Origin of the sequence: Pseudomonas sp. P8_241, assembly GCF_034008315.1 — a bacterium.
In the GTDB taxonomy this organism is placed as follows: domain Bacteria; phylum Pseudomonadota; class Gammaproteobacteria; order Pseudomonadales; family Pseudomonadaceae; genus Aquipseudomonas.
In genome coordinates this window covers 5,527,886-5,545,067 of sequence record NZ_CP125377.1, presented here as the reverse complement: position 1 = coordinate 5,545,067, position 17,182 = coordinate 5,527,886, and the positions used below count along the sequence as shown (strand labels likewise).

Sequence of the window (17,182 nt, the reverse complement as noted above, 5' to 3'; positions counted from 1 at the left end):
TGTTGATACCAGTTCGCAATTTGCGCTGAAGCGGCCCAAGCCATGATTAAACAACGCACACTGAAAAATATTATCCGTGCCACAGGTGTAGGTCTGCACTCCGGGGAGAAGGTTTATCTGACTCTCAAGCCTGCGCCGATCGACACCGGCATCGTCTTTCGCCGTAACGATCTCGATCCAGTGGTCGAGATCCCGGCTCGTGCGGCCAATGTCGGCGAGACAACGATGTCGACGACGCTGGTCAACGGTGACGTGAAAGTGGACACGGTGGAGCACTTGCTTTCGGCCATGGCTGGCCTGGGCATCGATAACGCCTACGTCGAGCTCTCCGCGTCCGAAGTTCCGATCATGGATGGCAGCGCTGGACCCTTCGTATTTCTGATTCAGTCGGCTGGCCTGGAAGAACAGGACGCCGCCAAGAAATTCATCCGCATCCTGCGTGAAGTGACAGTGGAAGACGGCGACAAACGCGCCACATTCGTCCCTTTCGAAGGTTTCAAGGTGAGCTTCGAGATCGATTTCGATCACCCGGTTTTTCGTGACCGCACCCAAAGTGCAAGCGTGGATTTTTCCAGCACTTCGTTCGTAAAAGAAGTCAGTCGCGCCCGTACCTTTGGTTTCATGAGTGACATCGAGTACCTGCGCAAGCACAACCTCGCACTCGGCGGCAGCGTTGAAAACGCTATCGTGGTCGATGCCGATGGCGTACTGAACGAAGACGGCCTTCGCTATGAAGACGAATTCGTGAAGCACAAGATCCTCGATGCAATTGGTGACCTCTACCTGCTGGGCAATAGCCTGATTGGTGAGTTCAAGGGCTTCAAGTCCGGCCACGCACTGAACAACCAGCTGCTGCGCAAGTTGATTGAGCAGACAGATGCCTGGGAAGTCGTGACGTTCGAAGATGCCAGCACTGCACCAATTTCTTACATGCGTCCTGTTGCGGCCGTGTAAGTAAAAAACCTCTCTAGTTTTTAAAGGCTACCTTCGGGTGGCCTTTTTTTATCTCTGCTTTTCAGCTGGCGCACACCACACGATTACGCCCGCCTTCCTTGGCCTCATACAGGGCCTTGTCTGCGCTGAACAGCAATTGTTCCAGGTTGATTTCACTGGCTGTCGTCCAGGTGGCGATGCCGATGCTAACCGTCATCGGTGACTGAACTGCACCAGACAGCGGCAGTTTCTCGACCGCTGCACGGATCTGTTCGGCAATCTTTCGTGCGCCGTCGCTGTCGGTTTCGGCCAGAATCACCGAAAACTCTTCGCCACCGTAGCGGGCCACCAGGTCTGCCGGGCGATGGACATGAGCGCGTATGACCTCGGCCAGCGTCCGTAGCACCTCGTCGCCGGCCTGATGGCCATGGCGATCGTTGAACGCCTTGAAGTGATCGGCATCGATCATCAACAGCGACAACGGCCTCCCGGAGCGTTGCGCGCGAAACCATTCGTGGCGCAGTGCATGATCGAGGGTTCGACGGTTGGCAACGCCGGTCAGCGGATCGGTGGCGGCCAGTTGCGCCAGTTCCTGCTCGGCGTTGTGCCGCAGCCGCAGTTCGCGGCAAAGCAGCCAGCTCAGCCATAAAAGGCCAATGCACAGAACGCCCGTAGCGCCGCTAATCACCCATGCCGTGCGTTGCCAGGTGGCAAAAACCTCGTCAATCGACAGCGCGACGATTACCGTCAGTGGCAGGTTTCCGACCCGGGAGAAAGTGTAGAGGCGCCCTTGTCGATCGTTGCTTGAGACACTTTCGAAGGTGCCGCTGCGCTCCTGCAACATCCGCACAACATTCGGACGGCTGGCGAAGCTTTTGCCGATTGCAGTGTTTTGCCTGAATGGCTTCTGCGCCAAGAGAATGCCGTCGTCGTTGATGATCGCCAGCGTACTGTCGGCGCCGATATCGAGGCTGTTGAATAGCTGGTCGAAATAGCTCATGCGCATCGAGGCCACCGCGACGCCCAGGAATTCCCCCGTGGGTGAGGCAATGCGTCGGCTGAAGCTGATGCGCCATTCGTCCTTTTCTTCGCAGTCGCAGCGCGGTTTGAACGGTCGACTGATGAACATGCCGGTGTCAGGGTTGAAGGCATGGGCCAGGAAATAGTCGCGATCAGCGAAATTGCCCGGTTTTGGTTCGATCAATGACGAGTCGGCCAGGACCTCGCCATGCTTGTCCAGCAACAGAATGTCGCCTTTATAGCGCGCGGTGGTGGAGCGGTCGAACAGCACCAGATGGCGAATCTGCGCCGACACCTGTTTCAGATCGTCCCGTTGTGCGGCGGCGATCAAGCCTTGCAGGGTCAGGTCGTAGAGCTCGACCGTGCGCAGCACATCCGCGTCGATCAGTTGGGCAATGGTTGTAGCACTGCGAGTAGCAACCTGTTGGGCATTGGTGTGTTCGCGAATGAGCAGAAATGTGACGATGCACAGAATCGAGATAACAGTCAGGGCGCTGCCTACGATCACCATGATCTCGGGTCGACCGGTATTGGCAGGCGTGTGCGGAATTTGGCTTGAGGTCATAGGACTGACGTCTGCTGGAGGAACTCTGTAAGCGTAGTTCCAATAACGTAACCCTATAAAAAAAGCCGCTGAAAGCAGCGGCTTGAAGACAACTTCTCAAAGGGAAGAGCCGATGGAAAGTGTCGAGGGAAACTGGAGCGATGCGGGGCAATCAGCTGTCTTTTTCAGTCTGCTGAGTCTGATTGCGCAACGCTTGTGGCGCCTGGGTGGATTCAGGGGCTTTGGCTGTCATCTCGATCTGCTGCGCCTCGAACGCGGCAGCACGTGCGGCGTTTTGCGCGACGAACGTCTGCGACTCCTCCGCGAAGGCCAATGGCGACAGGAACAATGAGGACAAAACAAAAGCGCTGGCAATACCCATACTGTTGGACATCTTTAAAACCTTCTTGCTTGGCAAGTGCTGTTTGGTGCGGGCAAAGATAGGGATGTCGGCGGTTGGGAAAAAGAGTGGATTCATGAAAGGACTGTTACACAAAAGACAAAGATCGCAGCCTTCAGAGGATCAGACAGGCAGATGAATCCCGAACGTATTCATCCCGTGATCACTGCGCACGAATACATCGCCGCCATGCATCAATGCAATCGCCTTGACGATGGCCAACCCAAGTCCGTGGTTATGGCCGCTGTTGCTGCGCGACGCATCGACCCGGTAGAAACGCTCGAACAGGCGCGGCAGATGCTCCCGGTCAATCGGCGATCCGGGGTTGGCCACGCCGATGCTGACTTGATGCTCCTGAACCTCGATCCGCACTTGAATCACCTGTCCGGGCTCAGTGTGCTGCACTGCGTTGTTCAGCAGATTGATCAATGCACGGCGCAAATGGGCGATTTCGATCTGCACTTGCGCATCACCACTCACTTCAACCTGAACCCGGGCATCTTCGAGAATGAAGTCCAGGTATTCCAGAGTCGTCGCCACTTCATCGGCCAGGGACGTGGAGGTCAGTTTGGTCGCTTTGCTGCCCTGATCGGCGCTGGCCAGGAACAGCATGTCATTGATGATCGAACGCAACCGCTCCAGTTCTTCGAGGTTCGATTGCAGCACTTCGAAATAATGCTCGGCGGAGCGTCCGCGGGTGAGTGCGACCTGGGTTTGGCCGATCAGATTGGTCAGCGGTGAGCGCAACTCATGGGCGACGTCAGCGTTGAACGACTCCAGGCGTGAGTAGGCCTGTTCCACCCGCTCCAGCGTCGAGTTGAACGACCTCACGAACTGGTCGAGCTCCGGCGGCAACGGCGACAGCCGCAAGCGTCCGGAGCGCAAGGGCGGCGCGAGGCGTTGGGCTTCCTGGGACAGTTTGATCAACGGCTTGAGACCGATCCGCGCCACCCAGTAACCCAACGCCGAGGCCATCAGCACGCCAATGATCGCCAGGCTGATCAGGGCAATCAGCAACTGGTGTTGCGTGTGGAAAAACGTCTCGGTGTCGATGCCGATCATGAAGCGCAACGGCGGGCGCTGGTCCTTGGCTGGAAACTCGCTGACCAGCACTTTCATCGGGTAGGGCTGATTCGGTAACTGCAGGTCGCGCATGCCCAGCGGCCCATCGGCAAAGGCGCGGATTTGCGGTGTCGGGTTGCCGTATTCGTAGTGCGGATCGTCGCTGGTGATCCAGAAATTGATGCGCTTGTCTTCTTCACCCAGCAGCTTGAGTTTGTTGTTGATCTTCACCCAATGCTCGGGCGTGCCGTAACGGCCGACGGTGGATTCGAGCACGCTGTAGCGCGCATCCAACTCGGCTTCGGGTAGCAAACCGAGGCCTTTGTCGACTTGTTGGTACAGCGCCCAGCCGATCAACAGAAAGACCAATAGCGCCACCAGCGTGAACATCCCGCTCAGGCGCAGCGCAATACTGTTACTGGACACCACGGCTCTCCAGCACATAACCCATGCCGCGGATCGTGTGCAGAAGTTTCTCTTCGAACGGCCCGTCGAGCTTGGCTCGCAAGCGTTTGATCGCGACTTCGACCACATTGGCGTCGCTGTCGAAATTGATGTCCCAGACCATTTCGGCAATGGCGGTTTTCGAGAGGATTTCGCCTTGTCGACGGGCCAGCACGCTGAGCAGCGAAAACTCCTTGGCGGTCAGGTCCAGGCGGGTGCCGGCGCGGGTGGCCTTGCGGCTGATCAAATCTATCCACAGGTCGGCGATGCTCACTTGCACCGGTTCATGACCGCCGCTGCGGCGGGTCAGCGCTTGCAGGCGCGCCACCAGTTCAAGGAAGGAAAACGGTTTGCCCAGGTAATCATCGGCACCGTCGCGCAGGCCTTTGATGCGGTCTTCGACGCGCTCGCGGGCGGTGAGCATGATCACCGGGGTTTGCTTGCGCGCACGCAGGGCGCGCAGTACGCCGAAGCCGTCGAGCCCCGGTAGCATGACGTCGAGGACGATCACCGCATAGTCGCTTTCCAGCGCCAGGTGGAGGCCTTCGACCCCGTCCCGGGCCAGGTCCACGGTGTAGCCCTGTTCCGTCAGGCCGCGATGCAGATAGTCCGCGGTTTTTTCTTCGTCTTCGATAATCAGAACGCGCATGACCCCGCCTCAGTCTGTGGTCGCCAACGCCGCAACCGGCGTAGGTTTGGGCCGATGGAATAACCGCTCAAGCCATAAGTATATGACCGGCGTGGTGAACAGCGTCAGCGCCTGGCTCACCAGCAAGCCGCCAACTACAGCGATCCCCAAGGGTTGGCGCAACTCGGCGCCGGTGCCGAAACCGAGCATCAGCGGCAGGGCGCCGAGCAGCGCGGCGAGGGTGGTCATGATGATCGGCCGGAACCGCGTGATACAGGCCTTGAAGATCGCCTCTTCCGGCGACAATCCACCGTTGCGCTGCGCGTCGAGGGCGAAGTCGATCATCAGGATGCCGTTTTTCTTGACGATACCGATCAGCAGTACCAGCCCGATCAGCGCCATGATCGAAAAATCCTGACCGCAGATCCACAGCATGATCACCGCGCCCAGACCCGCCGAGGGCAAGGTCGAAATGATCGTCAGCGGGTGCACGAAGCTCTCGTAGAGCACGCCAAGAATGATGTAGACCGCCACCAGCGCCGCCAGGATCAGCCACGGCTGGCTGGCCAGCGAGCTCTGGAATGCCTGGGCCGCGCCCTGGAAATTGCCGCTGATCGCCGCCGGCATGCCGATGTCGGCCTTGGCCTGGTTGAGCATGATCACCGCATCGCCCAAGGCCACGCCGGGTGCCAGGTTGAATGACAGGTTGGCGGCCGGGAACATGCCGTCGTGGGCGATGGACAATGGGCCGATGGTCGGCGCATCAAACTTGGCGAGGGCCGACAGCGGCACCATTTCTCCACTCAAGGGGGAGCGCAGGTAGAAATAGTTGAGACTCTCAGCCTTGCCGCGCTGCTTGGTATCCAGTTCAAGAATCACGTTGTACTGGTTGACCTGCGTCTGGAACTCGTTGATCTGCCGCTGGCCAAACGCGTCATACAGCGCTTCGTCGACATCGCTGGCGGTCAGGCCGAAACGGGCAGCCGCGCTGCGGTCGATGTTGATGTGGGTGATGCTGCCGCCCAGTTGCAGGTCGTTGGAAATGTCCCGGAACGCCGGGTTACCGCGCAGTTTTTCCGTCAGGCGCTGGGTCCAGGTGCTGAGGGTCGCGCCGTCGTTGCTCTTGATCACGTACTGGTATTGGGCACGGCTCGGGCCGGAGCTGAGGTTGATGTCCTGACCGGCACGCAGATACAGCACAATGCCCGGGACTTTCATCAGTTGCGGGCGAATCCGGTCGATGAATTCACTGGCCGAGACGTCACGGTCGCCGCGTTTTTTCAAGGCAATCCAGAAACGGCCGTTGGCGATGGTCTGGTTGCTGCCCGAGACGCCGACCGAGTGGGAAAACGCCTGGACAGCAGGATCGGCGGCGACGATTTCGGCCATCGCCAGGTGTTTTTTCACCATGTCACCGTAGGAAATGTCCGCCGCCGCTTCGGTGGTGCCGAGGACAAAACCCGTGTCCTGGATCGGGAAGAACCCTTTGGGGATGAGGATGTAGCCGGCGACCGCCAATGCCAGGGACAAGCCGAACACGCCGATCATCAACTTCTGATGGGCGAGGGCGCGGCGCAGGCCTTTTTCGTACCACCCCAGCAGGCGCTCGCCGAAGCCCGGTTTGTCGTGGGCGTGATGCACCGGTGCACGCATGAACAGCGCGGCCAGGGTGGGTGCCAGCGTCAGGGACACCACCACCGAAATCAGAATGGTCGAAGTGGCGGTCAGGGCGAACTCCTTGAACAGTCGCCCGACCACACCGCCCATGAACAGCAGCGGGATGAACGCCGCCACCAGCGAGAAACTGATCGACACCACGGTGAAACCAATTTCGCCGGCGCCTTTGATCGCCGCCTCGCGCATGCCATCGCCGGCTTCGAGATGGCGGTGAATGTTTTCCACCACCACGATCGCATCGTCTACCACAAACCCCACGGCCACCACGATTGCCACCAGCGTCAGGTTGTTCAGGCTGAAGCCCATCACGTACATCAGCGCAAAACTGGCGATCAACGACACCCCGAGCACCGCCGACACAATCAGCGTGGCCGACAGTTGGCGCAGGAACAACGCCATCACCGCGACCACCAGCATCACCGCGATCAACAGGGTGATTTCTACTTCATGCAGAGAGGCGCGGATGGTCTGGGTTCTGTCGATCAACACTTTTACCTGCACCGAGGCCGGCAGCATCGCTTGCAGCGCCGGCAGCGCGGCCTGGATGCGATCCACGGTTTCGACGATGTTGGCGCCCGGTTGGCGGAAAATCACCAGGTTGACGCCCGGTTGCGAACCCGCCCAGGCCTGAACGTAGGCATCTTCCGAACCGTTGACGACTTTGGCGACATCCTTGAGGTGAACCGGTGCGCCGTCCTTGTAGGAAACGATCAGCTGGCTGTATTCGTCGGGGTGGAACAGCTGATCATTGGTCGAAAGCGTTGAAATGCTCGACTCGCCGTACAGCGCACCTTTGGCCAGGTTTAGGCTGGTTTGCTGGATCGCCAGGCGAATGTCCGCCAGGGTCAGGCCGATGGCAGCGAGTTTGTCGGCGGACACCTGAACACGAATCGCCGGGCGTTGCTGGCCGGTGATGGACACTTGGCCGACACCGTCGACCTGACTGAGTTGGCGGGACAGCAGGGTCTCCGTCAGGTCGCTGAGTTCCGGGCCGGGCATCAGCGACGAGTTGACGCTGAGGATCAGCACCGGGCTGTCGGCCGGGTTGACCTTGCGCCAGGTCGGCAGGTTCGGCATGTCCTTGGGCAGCTTGCCGGCGGCGGTGTTGATCGCGGCCTGCACTTCCTGGGCGGCGGTGTCGATGCTTTTATCGAGGGTGAATTGCAGGGTCAGGTTGGTCGAGCCGAGCGCGCTGCTCGACGTCATCTGGGTCACGCCGGGGATGGCGCTGAATTGCACTTCCAGTGGTGTGGCCACCGACGACGCCATGGTTTCCGGGCTGGCGCCGGGCAGTTGCGCAGCGACCTGGATGGTTGGGAATTCAGCTTCTGGCAGTGGCGCGATGGGCAGTCGCGGGAAGGCAATCGCGCCCAGCAGTACCAAGGCGAAGGTCAGCAGAATGGTCGCGACAGGGTGATCAATGCACCACGCGGAAACCGAGCCGTGGCCCTTCATGGCGTCGTCTCCGATTGCACCACCTGCGGTGGATCGGTCAGCACCTGCACCACCGAACCGGGCTTGAGACGCGACTGGCCATCGCTGACCAATTGATCACCGGCCTGCACGCCTTTGATGATGTTCAAACCGCTGTCTTGATAGACCATCTGCACCGGGACGGCTTCGACCTTGTCGCCCTTGAGGCGGTAAACGAAATGTTGATCGAGGCCGCGCTGTACGACGTTGGGCGGTACGACCAGCGCATCTTTATCCAGCGCTGTCTGAATTTTTACCGTCACCAGCAGGCCCGGCCAGAGTTTCTGCCCGGCATTGTCGAATTCGGCCTTGGCGCGGATGGTGCCGGTATTGGCGTTGATCTGGTTGTCGATCAGGGTCAGGTGGCCTTCGCCGAGGAGGTTGCCGGTTTCGCCATCGGTGTCGGCACCAATGTAGGCCTTGACCCGGGCGTGCTGTGGGTCGCTGATCAGGCCTTGCAGGGTCGGCAGCATTTGCTGGGGCAGGGAGAATTCCACGGCGATCGGGTCGATCTGGGTCACGGTGAACAGGCCTTGGGTGTCGGTCATGCGCAAGAAGTTGCCTTCATCCACTGTACGAATGCCGACGCGACCGGTGACTGGCGAGCGAATCTGCGTGTAGGACAACTGCACCTGAGCAGCATCGATGGAAGCTTGATTGCCCTGGGCGGTGGCTTTGAGCTGATTGACCAAGGCTTGTTGCTGGTCATAGGTCTGCTTGGAAACGCCGTCGTCGACACTGAGCAGCTTGTAACGCTTGAGGTTGACCAGCGCCACTTGCAGTTGTGCCTGACTTTCGCCCAATTGTGCCTGGGCCTGGTCGAGGCTGGCGCGAATCGAGCGGTCGTCGATGGTGGCCAGCAGGTCGCCTTTTTTCACCAGTTGGCCTTCCTTGACCAGGATTCTGGTGAGGATGCCGTCGATCTGCGGGCGGACCACGACGCTGTGCAGGGACAGGACCGAGCCGATGCCGCTGACGTAGCGCGGCACGTCTTTTTCAGTGACATTCACAACGCGTACCGGGATGGCGGAGGGGGTGGCGAGTTTGGTTTTGCCCGGTTTGCTGGCGTACCACAGGCCCAGCGCTGCCAGGATGATCAGAAGGGCGACGAGCAGGGCGGGTTTTTGCTGGATTCGCATGCGAGTGAGGCGCCGGGTCGGAAGTGTGGGTAGTTTCCTTTATAAACCTGTTTGGGGGTCGGGAAGGTGACGGCTAACTGACGGCGCTGTCAGTTTGGCTTGGGCTTTGCGGCCTTATAGCCGAAGTTTTCTTCGGTAAAGGCAACTTATGGATTCGCAGCGATCCCTGTAGGAACTGGCTTGCCAGCGAATGGGCTCGAAATCGATGCAATATTCAAGGTTGCCTTCGCCAGCAAGCCGGCTCCTACAGGAAATCAGGCCTCTCAGGATCTTTGCAGGCGCTGGCTTGCCACATTAATTCGCCACCCGAACTCCGCCCAGACTCCCGCTCAATTCATACGCCGCCAATTCCGCCTGATGCGCCGCCAACAACTCCGGCAGTGACCCGCGCAAATACTCCACCCACGTCTTGATCTTGGCATCCAGATACTGCCGCGACGGATAGATCGCATACAGATTCAGTTCCTGAGATCGGTACTGGGGCATCACGCGCACCAGCGTGCCGTCGCGCAAGCCGTCGATGGCTGCGTACAACGGTAAAACCCCAACGCCCATGCCGCTGGTGATCGCGGTTTTCATGGCGTCGGCGGAGTTCACCAGGAACGGTGAGCTGTTGATTGTGACCATTTCCTGGCCTTCCGGGCCGTCGAAGGCCCATTTTTCCAGGGGAATCACCGGGCTTACCAGACGCAGGCAGGCGTGGTTGAGCAGGTCGCTGGGTTTCTGCGCGCAGCCGTTGGCTTTGACGTAGGCCGGGGAGGCGCAAACGATGCTGTAGGTGATGCCCAGGCGCTGGGACACAAAGCCCGAGTCTGGCAGTTCGCTGGCGAGGACGATGGACACGTCGTAACCCTCGTCGAGCAGGTCCGGCACGCGGTTGGCCAGGGTCAGGTCGAATGTCACGTCCGGGTGGGTCTTGCGATAGCGGGCGATGGCGTCGATCACGAAGTGCTGGCCGATACCGGTCATGGTGTGCACTTTCAGTTGCCCGGCGGGGCGTGCGTGGGCGTCGCTGGCTTCGGCTTCGGCTTCTTCGACATAAGCCAGGATTTGCTCGCAGCGCAACAAATAGCGTTTGCCGGCTTCGGTCAAGGCGATGCGGCGGGTCGTTCGGTTGAGCAGTCGGGTTTGCAGGTGGGCTTCCAGGTTGGAGACCGCGCGCGAGACGTTGGCCGTGGTGGTGTCCAGTTGCACGGCGGCGGCGGTGAAGCTTCCGGCCTCGGCCACGTAACTGAAGGCGCGCATGTTTTGCAAAGTGTCCATGGGGTGCTCTCTGGGCGAATAGCAAATTGTGACACGAAGTTTCAGGGGCCGTGACCCCCTACATTGGGATTATCTCGTTAACGGTAACAAAGATTCACAAGAATCCCAGCTTATCGCCATCAAAGCCCACCCATAGAATTGCGCGGACTGTAGGAGCCGGCTTGCTGGCGATGGCATCGCTGCTGTCATCCAGATGCAGCGCGGTGTCTGCAACGCCAGCAAGCCGGCTCCACAAGATCTCGTTATCCCCCCTATTTTCAGGAAATCGCAGCAGTGCCGCGTCGCATCAGCAGAGCGCTTCAGCCGCTCAGTGTTTTGGCTTTAACCCTGGCAATCGGCGGCTGTATCGGAACCGCAGGTATTGCCCCACAGGGCGAGGCGCTGCAAGCCAATTCACTGGCCACCGACGACGCCATCCAGAGCGCCGCCCAGGATGCACATTGGCCTACCGCGCAATGGTGGCAGGCCTATGGCGACTCGCAACTGAACAGTTGGATCGATCTCGCTGTACAAGGCAGCCCGAGCCTGGCCATGGCCGCTGCCCGAGTGCGTCAGGCAAGGTCCATGGCCGGTGTCGCCGAAGCCGCGGAGTCGGTGCAGATCAACGGCGACGCCACCCTCAAGCGGCACAACTGGCCGACCGATCAGTTCTACGGCCCCGGTGATCTGGCCAACAGCACCACCTGGGACAACAACGCCGCGCTGGGCTTGAGCTACGCCCTCGACCTGTGGGGTCGCGAAAGCAATGCCAGCGAGCGCGCCGTCGACATGGCGCACATGACGGTCGCCGAAGCGCGCCAGGCCCGGCTCGAATTGCAGAACAACATCGTGCGCGTCTACATCGAGCTCTCGTTGCATTACGCGCAGCGCGACATCGTTGAAGCGACCCTCAAGCAGCAACAGCAAATCCTCGACCTGGCGCAGAAACGTTTGGACGGTGGCATCGGCACCCATTTCGAAGTCAGTCAGGCCGAAACGCCGCTGCCGGAAACTCATCGCCAGATCGATGCACTGGACGAAGAGATCGCCCTGAGTCGCAATCAACTGGCCGCTCTGGCCGGCAAAGGGCCGGGCGAGGGCGCGCAGTTGCGGCGTCCGACGCTGTCGTTAGGTGCGGCACTGAAATTGCCATCGTCGCTACCGGCGCAATTGCTCGGCCAGCGCCCAGACGTGGTCGCCAGTCGCTGGCAGGTGGCGGCGCAGGCGCGAGGGATCGATGTCGCTCACGCCGGTTTCTACCCGAACGTCGATCTGGTGGGCAGCCTCGGCTACATGGCTACCGGCGGCGGGGTGCTGGAGTTCCTGACCGGCAAGAAACTCAATTACACGGTCGGCCCGGCGATTTCCTTGCCGATATTCGACGGCGGACGTCTGCGCGCACAGCTGGGTGAAGCCTCGGCCGGGTATGACCTCGCTGTGGCGCATTACAACCAGACCCTGGTCAACGCGCTGAAAAACATCTCCGACCAGTTGATCCGCCGCGAGTCCATGGACAAGCAGCAGGCCTTCGCCACCGAGTCGGTGGGCGCGGCGCAGAGGACCTACGACATCGCGATGATCGCCTACCAGCGTGGCCTCACCGATTACCTCAACGTGCTCAATGCCCAGACGTTGCTGTTCAAGCAGCAGCAAGTGCAGCAGCAGGTGCAAGCGGCGCGTTTAAGTGCTCATGCCGAACTGGTGACGGCGCTCGGTGGTGGACTGGGTGCGGGCAACGATGTGCCGAAAGTCGAACAAACCCAGCCACCTAAAACCCCGGTTCTGCTGAGGTGAATGTAATTCCTGTGGGCGCTGCCCTGCTGGCTATGAGGTTGGCACTCCAACATTGATGTCGACTGATACTCCGCCATCGCCAGCAGGCTGGCTCCCACAAGTTCCGAACCGTGTTTGAATTTTACTGAGCAGGATTTCATGACTCCCTTGCCCGCACCTTTGCGCTGGCTGTACTCCCTTGAATGGCGCCGGGGTTTCTTTGACTGGGCACGCAGTGACGGCGTGACCTGGGTGTACATATTCAAGGTCCTGATCGCCGCGTTCCTGACGCTGTGGCTGGCCATGCGCCTGGAGCTGCCGCAGCCGCGCACGGCGATGATCACCGTGTTTATTGTCATGCAACCGCAAAGCGGTCAGGTGTTCGCCAAGAGTTTCTACCGTTTTCTCGGCACCTTGGCCGGCTCGACGGTGATGGTCGCGCTGATTGCCTTGTTTGCGCAGAACACCGAACTGTTCCTCGGCTCGCTGGCGATCTGGGTCGGCATCTGTTCGGCCGGCGCGGCGCGTTGCCGTAACTTTCGCGCCTACGGTTTTGTGCTTGCCGGCTACACCGCAGCGATGGTTGGTTTGCCCGCGCTGGCGCATCCCGATGGCGCGTTCATGGCGGCGGTTTGGCGGGTACTGGAAATCTCCCTGGGGATTCTCTGCGCGACCCTGGTCAGTGCCGCGATCCTGCCGCAAACCGCCAGCGCGGCGATGCGCAACGCCTTGTATCAGCGCTTCGGCGTGTTTGCCCTGTTTGTCACCGATGGCTTGCGCGGGCGCAGTCAGCGCGATGCGTTCGAAGCGGGCAACGTGCGCTTTATTGCCGAGGCGGTGGGCCTGGAAGGCTTGCGTAGTGTCACCGTATTCGAGGACCCGCACATGCGTCGGCGCAACGGTCGGCTCAGTCGTTTGAACAGCGAGTTCATGGGCATCACCACGCGCTTCAACGCCTTGCATCAATTGCTTGAACGCCTGCGTAGCAGTGCGGCGGATCAGGTGGTGGCGGCGATCAAACCGGGTTTGCAAGACCTGGCCGAATTGCTCGACGGCTACAGCGGCCGATCCCTGACCAGCGCGGATGCGGCGCGTCTGGTCACGGTATTGACTGCCTACAAAGAAGGCTTGCCAGCGCGAGTGCGCAGCCTGCGGGCGACCTTTCAGGAGAGTGCGCCGAGCGACGCCGAGCAACTGGATTTCCACACCGCGTACGAGCTTCTGTATCGCTTCGTCGACGACCTGCACAGTTATGCACAGACCCACGCCTCATTGGCCGAACACAGCCATGCGCGGGAGCAATGGGATGAACCGTTCACCCCGCAAACCAACTGGATGGCCGCCGCCGCATCGGGGATTCGCGCGGCGTTCATTCTGGTGGTGCTGGGCAGCTACTGGGTCGCCACCGCGTGGCCGAGCGGCGCGACCATGACCCTGATCGCCGCCGCCACCGTAGGCCTGTCCGCCGCCACGCCGAACCCTAAACGCATGGCCTTCCAGATGGCCTGCGGTACGTTTCTCGGTGCGCTGATCGGCTTCGTCGAGATGTTTTTCATCTTCCCGTGGATCGACGGTTTTGCACTGTTGTGCGTGATGCTGGCGCCGGTGATCGTACTCGGTTCGTTCCTGACCTCACGCCCGCAATACGCCGGTGTCGGCCTCGGGTTGCTGATCTTTTTCAGCACCGGCTCGGTGCCGGACAACCTGACTGTCTACAACCCGTATACCTTCATCAACGACTACATCGCCATGGTGCTCGGCATGCTGGTGTGCGCGGCGGCCGGGGCGATTATTTTGCCACCGAACAGTCGCTGGTTATGGCGTCGGCTGGAGCAGGATCTGCGTGGTCAGGTGGTGTACGCCATCAGCGGCAAGCTCAAGGGGCTGGCGTCGAGTTTCGAAAGCCGCACCCGCGACCTGCTGCATCAGGCTTACGGCCTGGCTGCAGGGCAGCCGCACGTGCAGCGCGACCTGCTGCGCTGGATGTTCGTGGTGCTGGAAGTCGGCCACGCGATCATCGAGTTGCGCAAGGAACAGGCGATTCTGCCTGTGCATCCGGCCTATGCCGAATCCCAGCCGTGGCGCCAGGCGATCCGGGTGATGGGGCGGGCGCTGGTGCGGCTGTTCCTGCAACCGGGCAGCAACAACCTGGAGCGCGCACTGGTCGCCGTGGATCACGCGATCAGCCGCGTGCAGTCGACTGACGAACCCTTCGCCCCGCACTTCGATACCTCGGCTTTGCGTCGGGTGAAAAGCTATCTGCACTTCATCCGCACCTCGTTGCTGGACCCGCAATCACCGCTCGCCGCTTACGCAATCGCCAAGCCTGAAGGACTTGAACATGCCTCGTGAAATCGCCTTCCACGGCGTCTACATGCCGACCATGACCCTGATGTTCTTTATCGCGGCGGCGTTGGCCTGGGCGCTCGACCGGTTCCTGTCCGGCTTCGATCTGTACCGCTTCTTCTGGCACCCGGCGCTGCTGCGCCTGAGCCTGTTTACCTGTCTGTTCGGTGCGTTGGCGCTGACTGTCTACCGTTGACTCTCACTGGGAATGCCCTGATGAAAAAGCTTTTCAGCCTGCTCGCGACCTTGCTGGTGCTGGCCCTGGCGCTGTGGATCGGCCGCTCCCTGTGGGAGCACTACATGAACACACCCTGGACCCGCGATGGCCGGGTGCGTGCCGATATCATCAACGTCGCCGCCGACGTCACCGGCGAAGTGGTGAACGTGCCGGTGCGTGACAACCAGTTGGTGAAAAAGGGTGACCTGTTGATGCAGATCGACCCTGAGCACTATCGCCTGGCGGTCAAGCAGGCCCAGAGCCTGGTCGCCTCGCGCAAGGCGACGTGGGAGATGCGCAAGGTCAACGCCCATCGTCGCGCCGATCTGGACAACCTGGTGATCTCCCGGGAAAACCGCGACGACGCCAGCAACATAGCCGACTCGGCCCTGGCCGATTACCAGCACGCCCAGGCACAGCTGGAAGCCGCCGAACTCAACCTCAAACGCACCGAAGTGCGTTCCGCGGTGGACGGCTACGTGACCAACCTCAACGTCCATCGCGGCGATTACGCGCGTATCGGCGAAGCGAAAATGGCCGTGGTCGACATGAACTCGTTCTGGGTCTACGGCTTCTTCGAAGAAACCAAACTGCCCCACGTGCGCGTCGGTGACAAAGCCGAGATGCAACTGATGAGCGGCGAAGTGCTCAAGGGCCATGTGGAAAGCATCTCGCGCGGTATCTACGACCGCGACAACCCTGAGAGCCGCGAGCTGATTGCGGATGTGAACCCGACTTTCAACTGGGTGCGCCTGGCGCAGCGGGTGCCGGTGCGGATTCACATCGATGAAGTGCCCGAGGGCGTGCTGTTGGCGGCGGGGATTACCTGTACGGTGGTTGTAACAGGATTGTAGGAGCGAGCTTGCTCGCGATGGAACGCGAGCAAGCTCGCTCCTACAGAGGGTGTTTCAGCAAAACGTCTCCTGCAGGTGGCGCCAGAAAATCCTGCCCTCGGCCTTCTCGAACACCACCGTCGAACGGCGATCCGAATGCTGTCCGGTCGCATCGGTCTGCTGCTCGCGATAACTCACGGTCGCGCCGCCATCGTGCAACGCAATGCCACACAGTTCGCTGAGTTCGATGCGAAAGCCGAGCTTCTTGCCACCCGCGAGCGTGAACAGCTCACTCAGCGCATCAAAATCCAGGACCCGACCCAAGGGCGAGACCATGGAAAACTCAGGCGAAAAACGCGACAACAGGTTTTCGAGTTCGGACGCGGCACGCTCCTCGGCCAGCCATTGTTCGATGGCGACGTGGGCCTGGATGACTTCATCGAAATATTTTGTGTAGTCGGTCATTGTGCTGTTTCCTGCAATTTTGTAAAAAATGTGCCGGCCCCTTCGCGGGGATCCAGGGTTGAAATGCTATCTGAGCTACGCAACAGAACCTTGTAGGAGCAAACTTGCTCGCGATTGCAGGCGACTCGGTTTCAAAGCTGCCCACGCAACCCGAACCGCTTCATCAACCCGGACTCCAGCAAACCCTTGGGCACCAACCCCGCCAGCAACGGCAGCGCTCGACTTCCATTGCCCAGGCGTATCAGCCGTGGTGGCTTTGCTTGTTGCACTGCCTTGAGCAACCCGGCGGCAAACTCGCTGGCCGGGGTCGGGTTGTCTTGCGAGGCTTTGGCTCTGGCACGGATGCCCTCACGCAACGGAAACCACGGCGACTGCTCGCTGATCAGTTGTTCGGCTTCATGACCGGCGTTCTTGGCAAAACTGGAGGCGATGGCGCCCGGCTGGACTTCCATGACCCGTACACCAAAGGGTGCCAACTCCATGCGCAAGGCATCGCTCAAGGCATGGACGGCGGCTTTCGACGCGCAGTAGGCGCCGGCGAACGGTGTGACCAGAATACCCGACACGCTGCCGATGTTGACCACGATCCCTTTGGTCCGACGCAGCACGGGAAACATCGCGCGAGTGACGCCGACGATAGAAAACACGTTGGTTTCAAACTGACGCTGCATCGCCGGTACGCCGCCATCGAGCAACGGCCCCATCGCGCCATATCCTGCGTTGTTGATCAGCACATCGAGCCCACCGCGCTCATGGTTGATACGTTTGCTCAGCGCTTCGAGTGCCACGCCATCGTTAACGTCCAATCGCACGGCCGTGAATCCGGCAGCGTTCAGCGCGGCAACATCTTCAGTCCTGCGCGCGCTGGCCCAGACCTCGTAGCCGGCAGCCTTGAACACATCAGCGAGGGCACGGCCGATGCCGCTGGAACAACCGGTAATCAACGCAACGGGCATGGCGCATTCCTTGTGCAAAAAAGGGGGAGG

The 17,182-nt window shown here is 60.4% G+C and carries 14 protein-coding genes; 5 read left to right on the top strand and 9 right to left on the bottom strand.

What is annotated here, in order from left to right; translation table 11 throughout:
- The first annotated feature begins 42 nt into the window (after positions 1-42).
- On the top strand, positions 43-954 hold the full coding sequence (gene lpxC, locus QMK58_RS24800) for a UDP-3-O-acyl-N-acetylglucosamine deacetylase (protein WP_053154975.1): 912 nt from the start codon (positions 43-45) through the stop codon (positions 952-954).
- Positions 955-1,015: 61 nt separating this feature from the next.
- Here the strand turns inward: lpxC and QMK58_RS24795 are convergent, their stop codons facing one another.
- From QMK58_RS24795 to QMK58_RS24765, 7 genes are all read right to left on the bottom strand, one after another.
- Positions 1,016-2,518, bottom strand: coding sequence for a diguanylate cyclase (locus QMK58_RS24795; RefSeq protein ID WP_053154977.1), 1,503 nt, complete (start codon positions 2,516-2,518; stop codon positions 1,016-1,018).
- A 151-nt stretch (positions 2,519-2,669) separates the two neighbouring features.
- Positions 2,670-2,891: a hypothetical protein gene (locus QMK58_RS24790; protein WP_053154978.1), complete on the bottom strand. Its 222-nt coding sequence runs from the start codon at positions 2,889-2,891 to the stop codon at positions 2,670-2,672.
- 129 nt (positions 2,892-3,020) lie between these two features.
- A complete protein-coding gene (locus QMK58_RS24785) occupies positions 3,021-4,385 on the bottom strand; it encodes a heavy metal sensor histidine kinase (protein WP_053154980.1) in 1,365 nt (454 codons plus the stop codon).
- A complete protein-coding gene (locus QMK58_RS24780; RefSeq protein ID WP_033056445.1) occupies positions 4,375-5,052 on the bottom strand; it encodes a heavy metal response regulator transcription factor in 678 nt (225 codons plus the stop codon). Before QMK58_RS24780 ends, QMK58_RS24785 begins: the two co-directional genes overlap by 11 nt.
- 9 nt (positions 5,053-5,061) lie before the next feature.
- Positions 5,062-8,163 carry a multidrug efflux RND transporter permease subunit gene (locus QMK58_RS24775; RefSeq protein ID WP_320395575.1) on the bottom strand — a complete coding sequence of 1,034 codons (3,102 nt, stop codon included), beginning with the start codon at positions 8,161-8,163 and terminating at the stop codon, positions 5,062-5,064.
- Positions 8,160-9,320 carry an efflux RND transporter periplasmic adaptor subunit gene (locus QMK58_RS24770; RefSeq protein WP_053154984.1) on the bottom strand — a complete coding sequence of 387 codons (1,161 nt, stop codon included), beginning with the start codon at positions 9,318-9,320 and terminating at the stop codon, positions 8,160-8,162. The genes QMK58_RS24775 and QMK58_RS24770 overlap by 4 nt, the downstream gene beginning before the upstream one ends.
- Before the next feature lie 294 nt (positions 9,321-9,614).
- Complete coding sequence (locus tag QMK58_RS24765; RefSeq protein ID WP_053154986.1) at positions 9,615-10,583, bottom strand: LysR family transcriptional regulator; 969 nt, start codon at positions 10,581-10,583, stop codon at positions 9,615-9,617.
- Between the two features lie 273 nt (positions 10,584-10,856).
- Here QMK58_RS24765 and QMK58_RS24760 point away from each other — a divergent pair, with 273 nt between their 5' ends.
- The 4 genes from QMK58_RS24760 (at position 10,857) to QMK58_RS24745 (ending at position 15,752) form a co-directional block, all read left to right on the top strand.
- The gene (locus tag QMK58_RS24760; protein ID WP_320395574.1) at positions 10,857-12,356 is read left to right on the top strand and encodes an efflux transporter outer membrane subunit; all 1,500 of its coding nucleotides are present in this window, start codon (positions 10,857-10,859) and stop codon (positions 12,354-12,356) included.
- A gap of 138 nt (positions 12,357-12,494) precedes the next feature.
- On the top strand, positions 12,495-14,687 hold the full coding sequence (locus QMK58_RS24755) for an FUSC family protein (RefSeq protein WP_053154990.1): 2,193 nt from the start codon (positions 12,495-12,497) through the stop codon (positions 14,685-14,687).
- Positions 14,677-14,877 carry a DUF1656 domain-containing protein gene (locus QMK58_RS24750; RefSeq protein ID WP_007896379.1) on the top strand — a complete coding sequence of 67 codons (201 nt, stop codon included), beginning with the start codon at positions 14,677-14,679 and terminating at the stop codon, positions 14,875-14,877. Before QMK58_RS24755 ends, QMK58_RS24750 begins: the two co-directional genes overlap by 11 nt.
- Positions 14,878-14,897: 20 nt before the next feature.
- Positions 14,898-15,752, top strand: coding sequence for an HlyD family secretion protein (locus tag QMK58_RS24745; protein ID WP_053154991.1), 855 nt, complete (start codon positions 14,898-14,900; stop codon positions 15,750-15,752).
- A 54-nt stretch (positions 15,753-15,806) separates the two neighbouring features.
- On the opposite strand, the gene QMK58_RS24740 is transcribed toward QMK58_RS24745, so the two are convergent.
- Together QMK58_RS24740 and QMK58_RS24735 are read right to left on the bottom strand one after the other, a co-directional pair.
- Positions 15,807-16,196 (bottom strand): DUF4440 domain-containing protein, encoded by a 390-nt coding sequence (locus QMK58_RS24740; protein ID WP_053154993.1) that lies wholly within the window; start codon positions 16,194-16,196, stop codon positions 15,807-15,809.
- Positions 16,197-16,327: 131 nt separating this feature from the next.
- Positions 16,328-17,152, bottom strand: a complete 825-nt coding sequence (locus QMK58_RS24735) for an SDR family oxidoreductase (protein WP_320395573.1) — start codon at positions 17,150-17,152, stop codon at positions 16,328-16,330.
- Between the last annotated feature and the right edge of the window lie 30 nt (positions 17,153-17,182).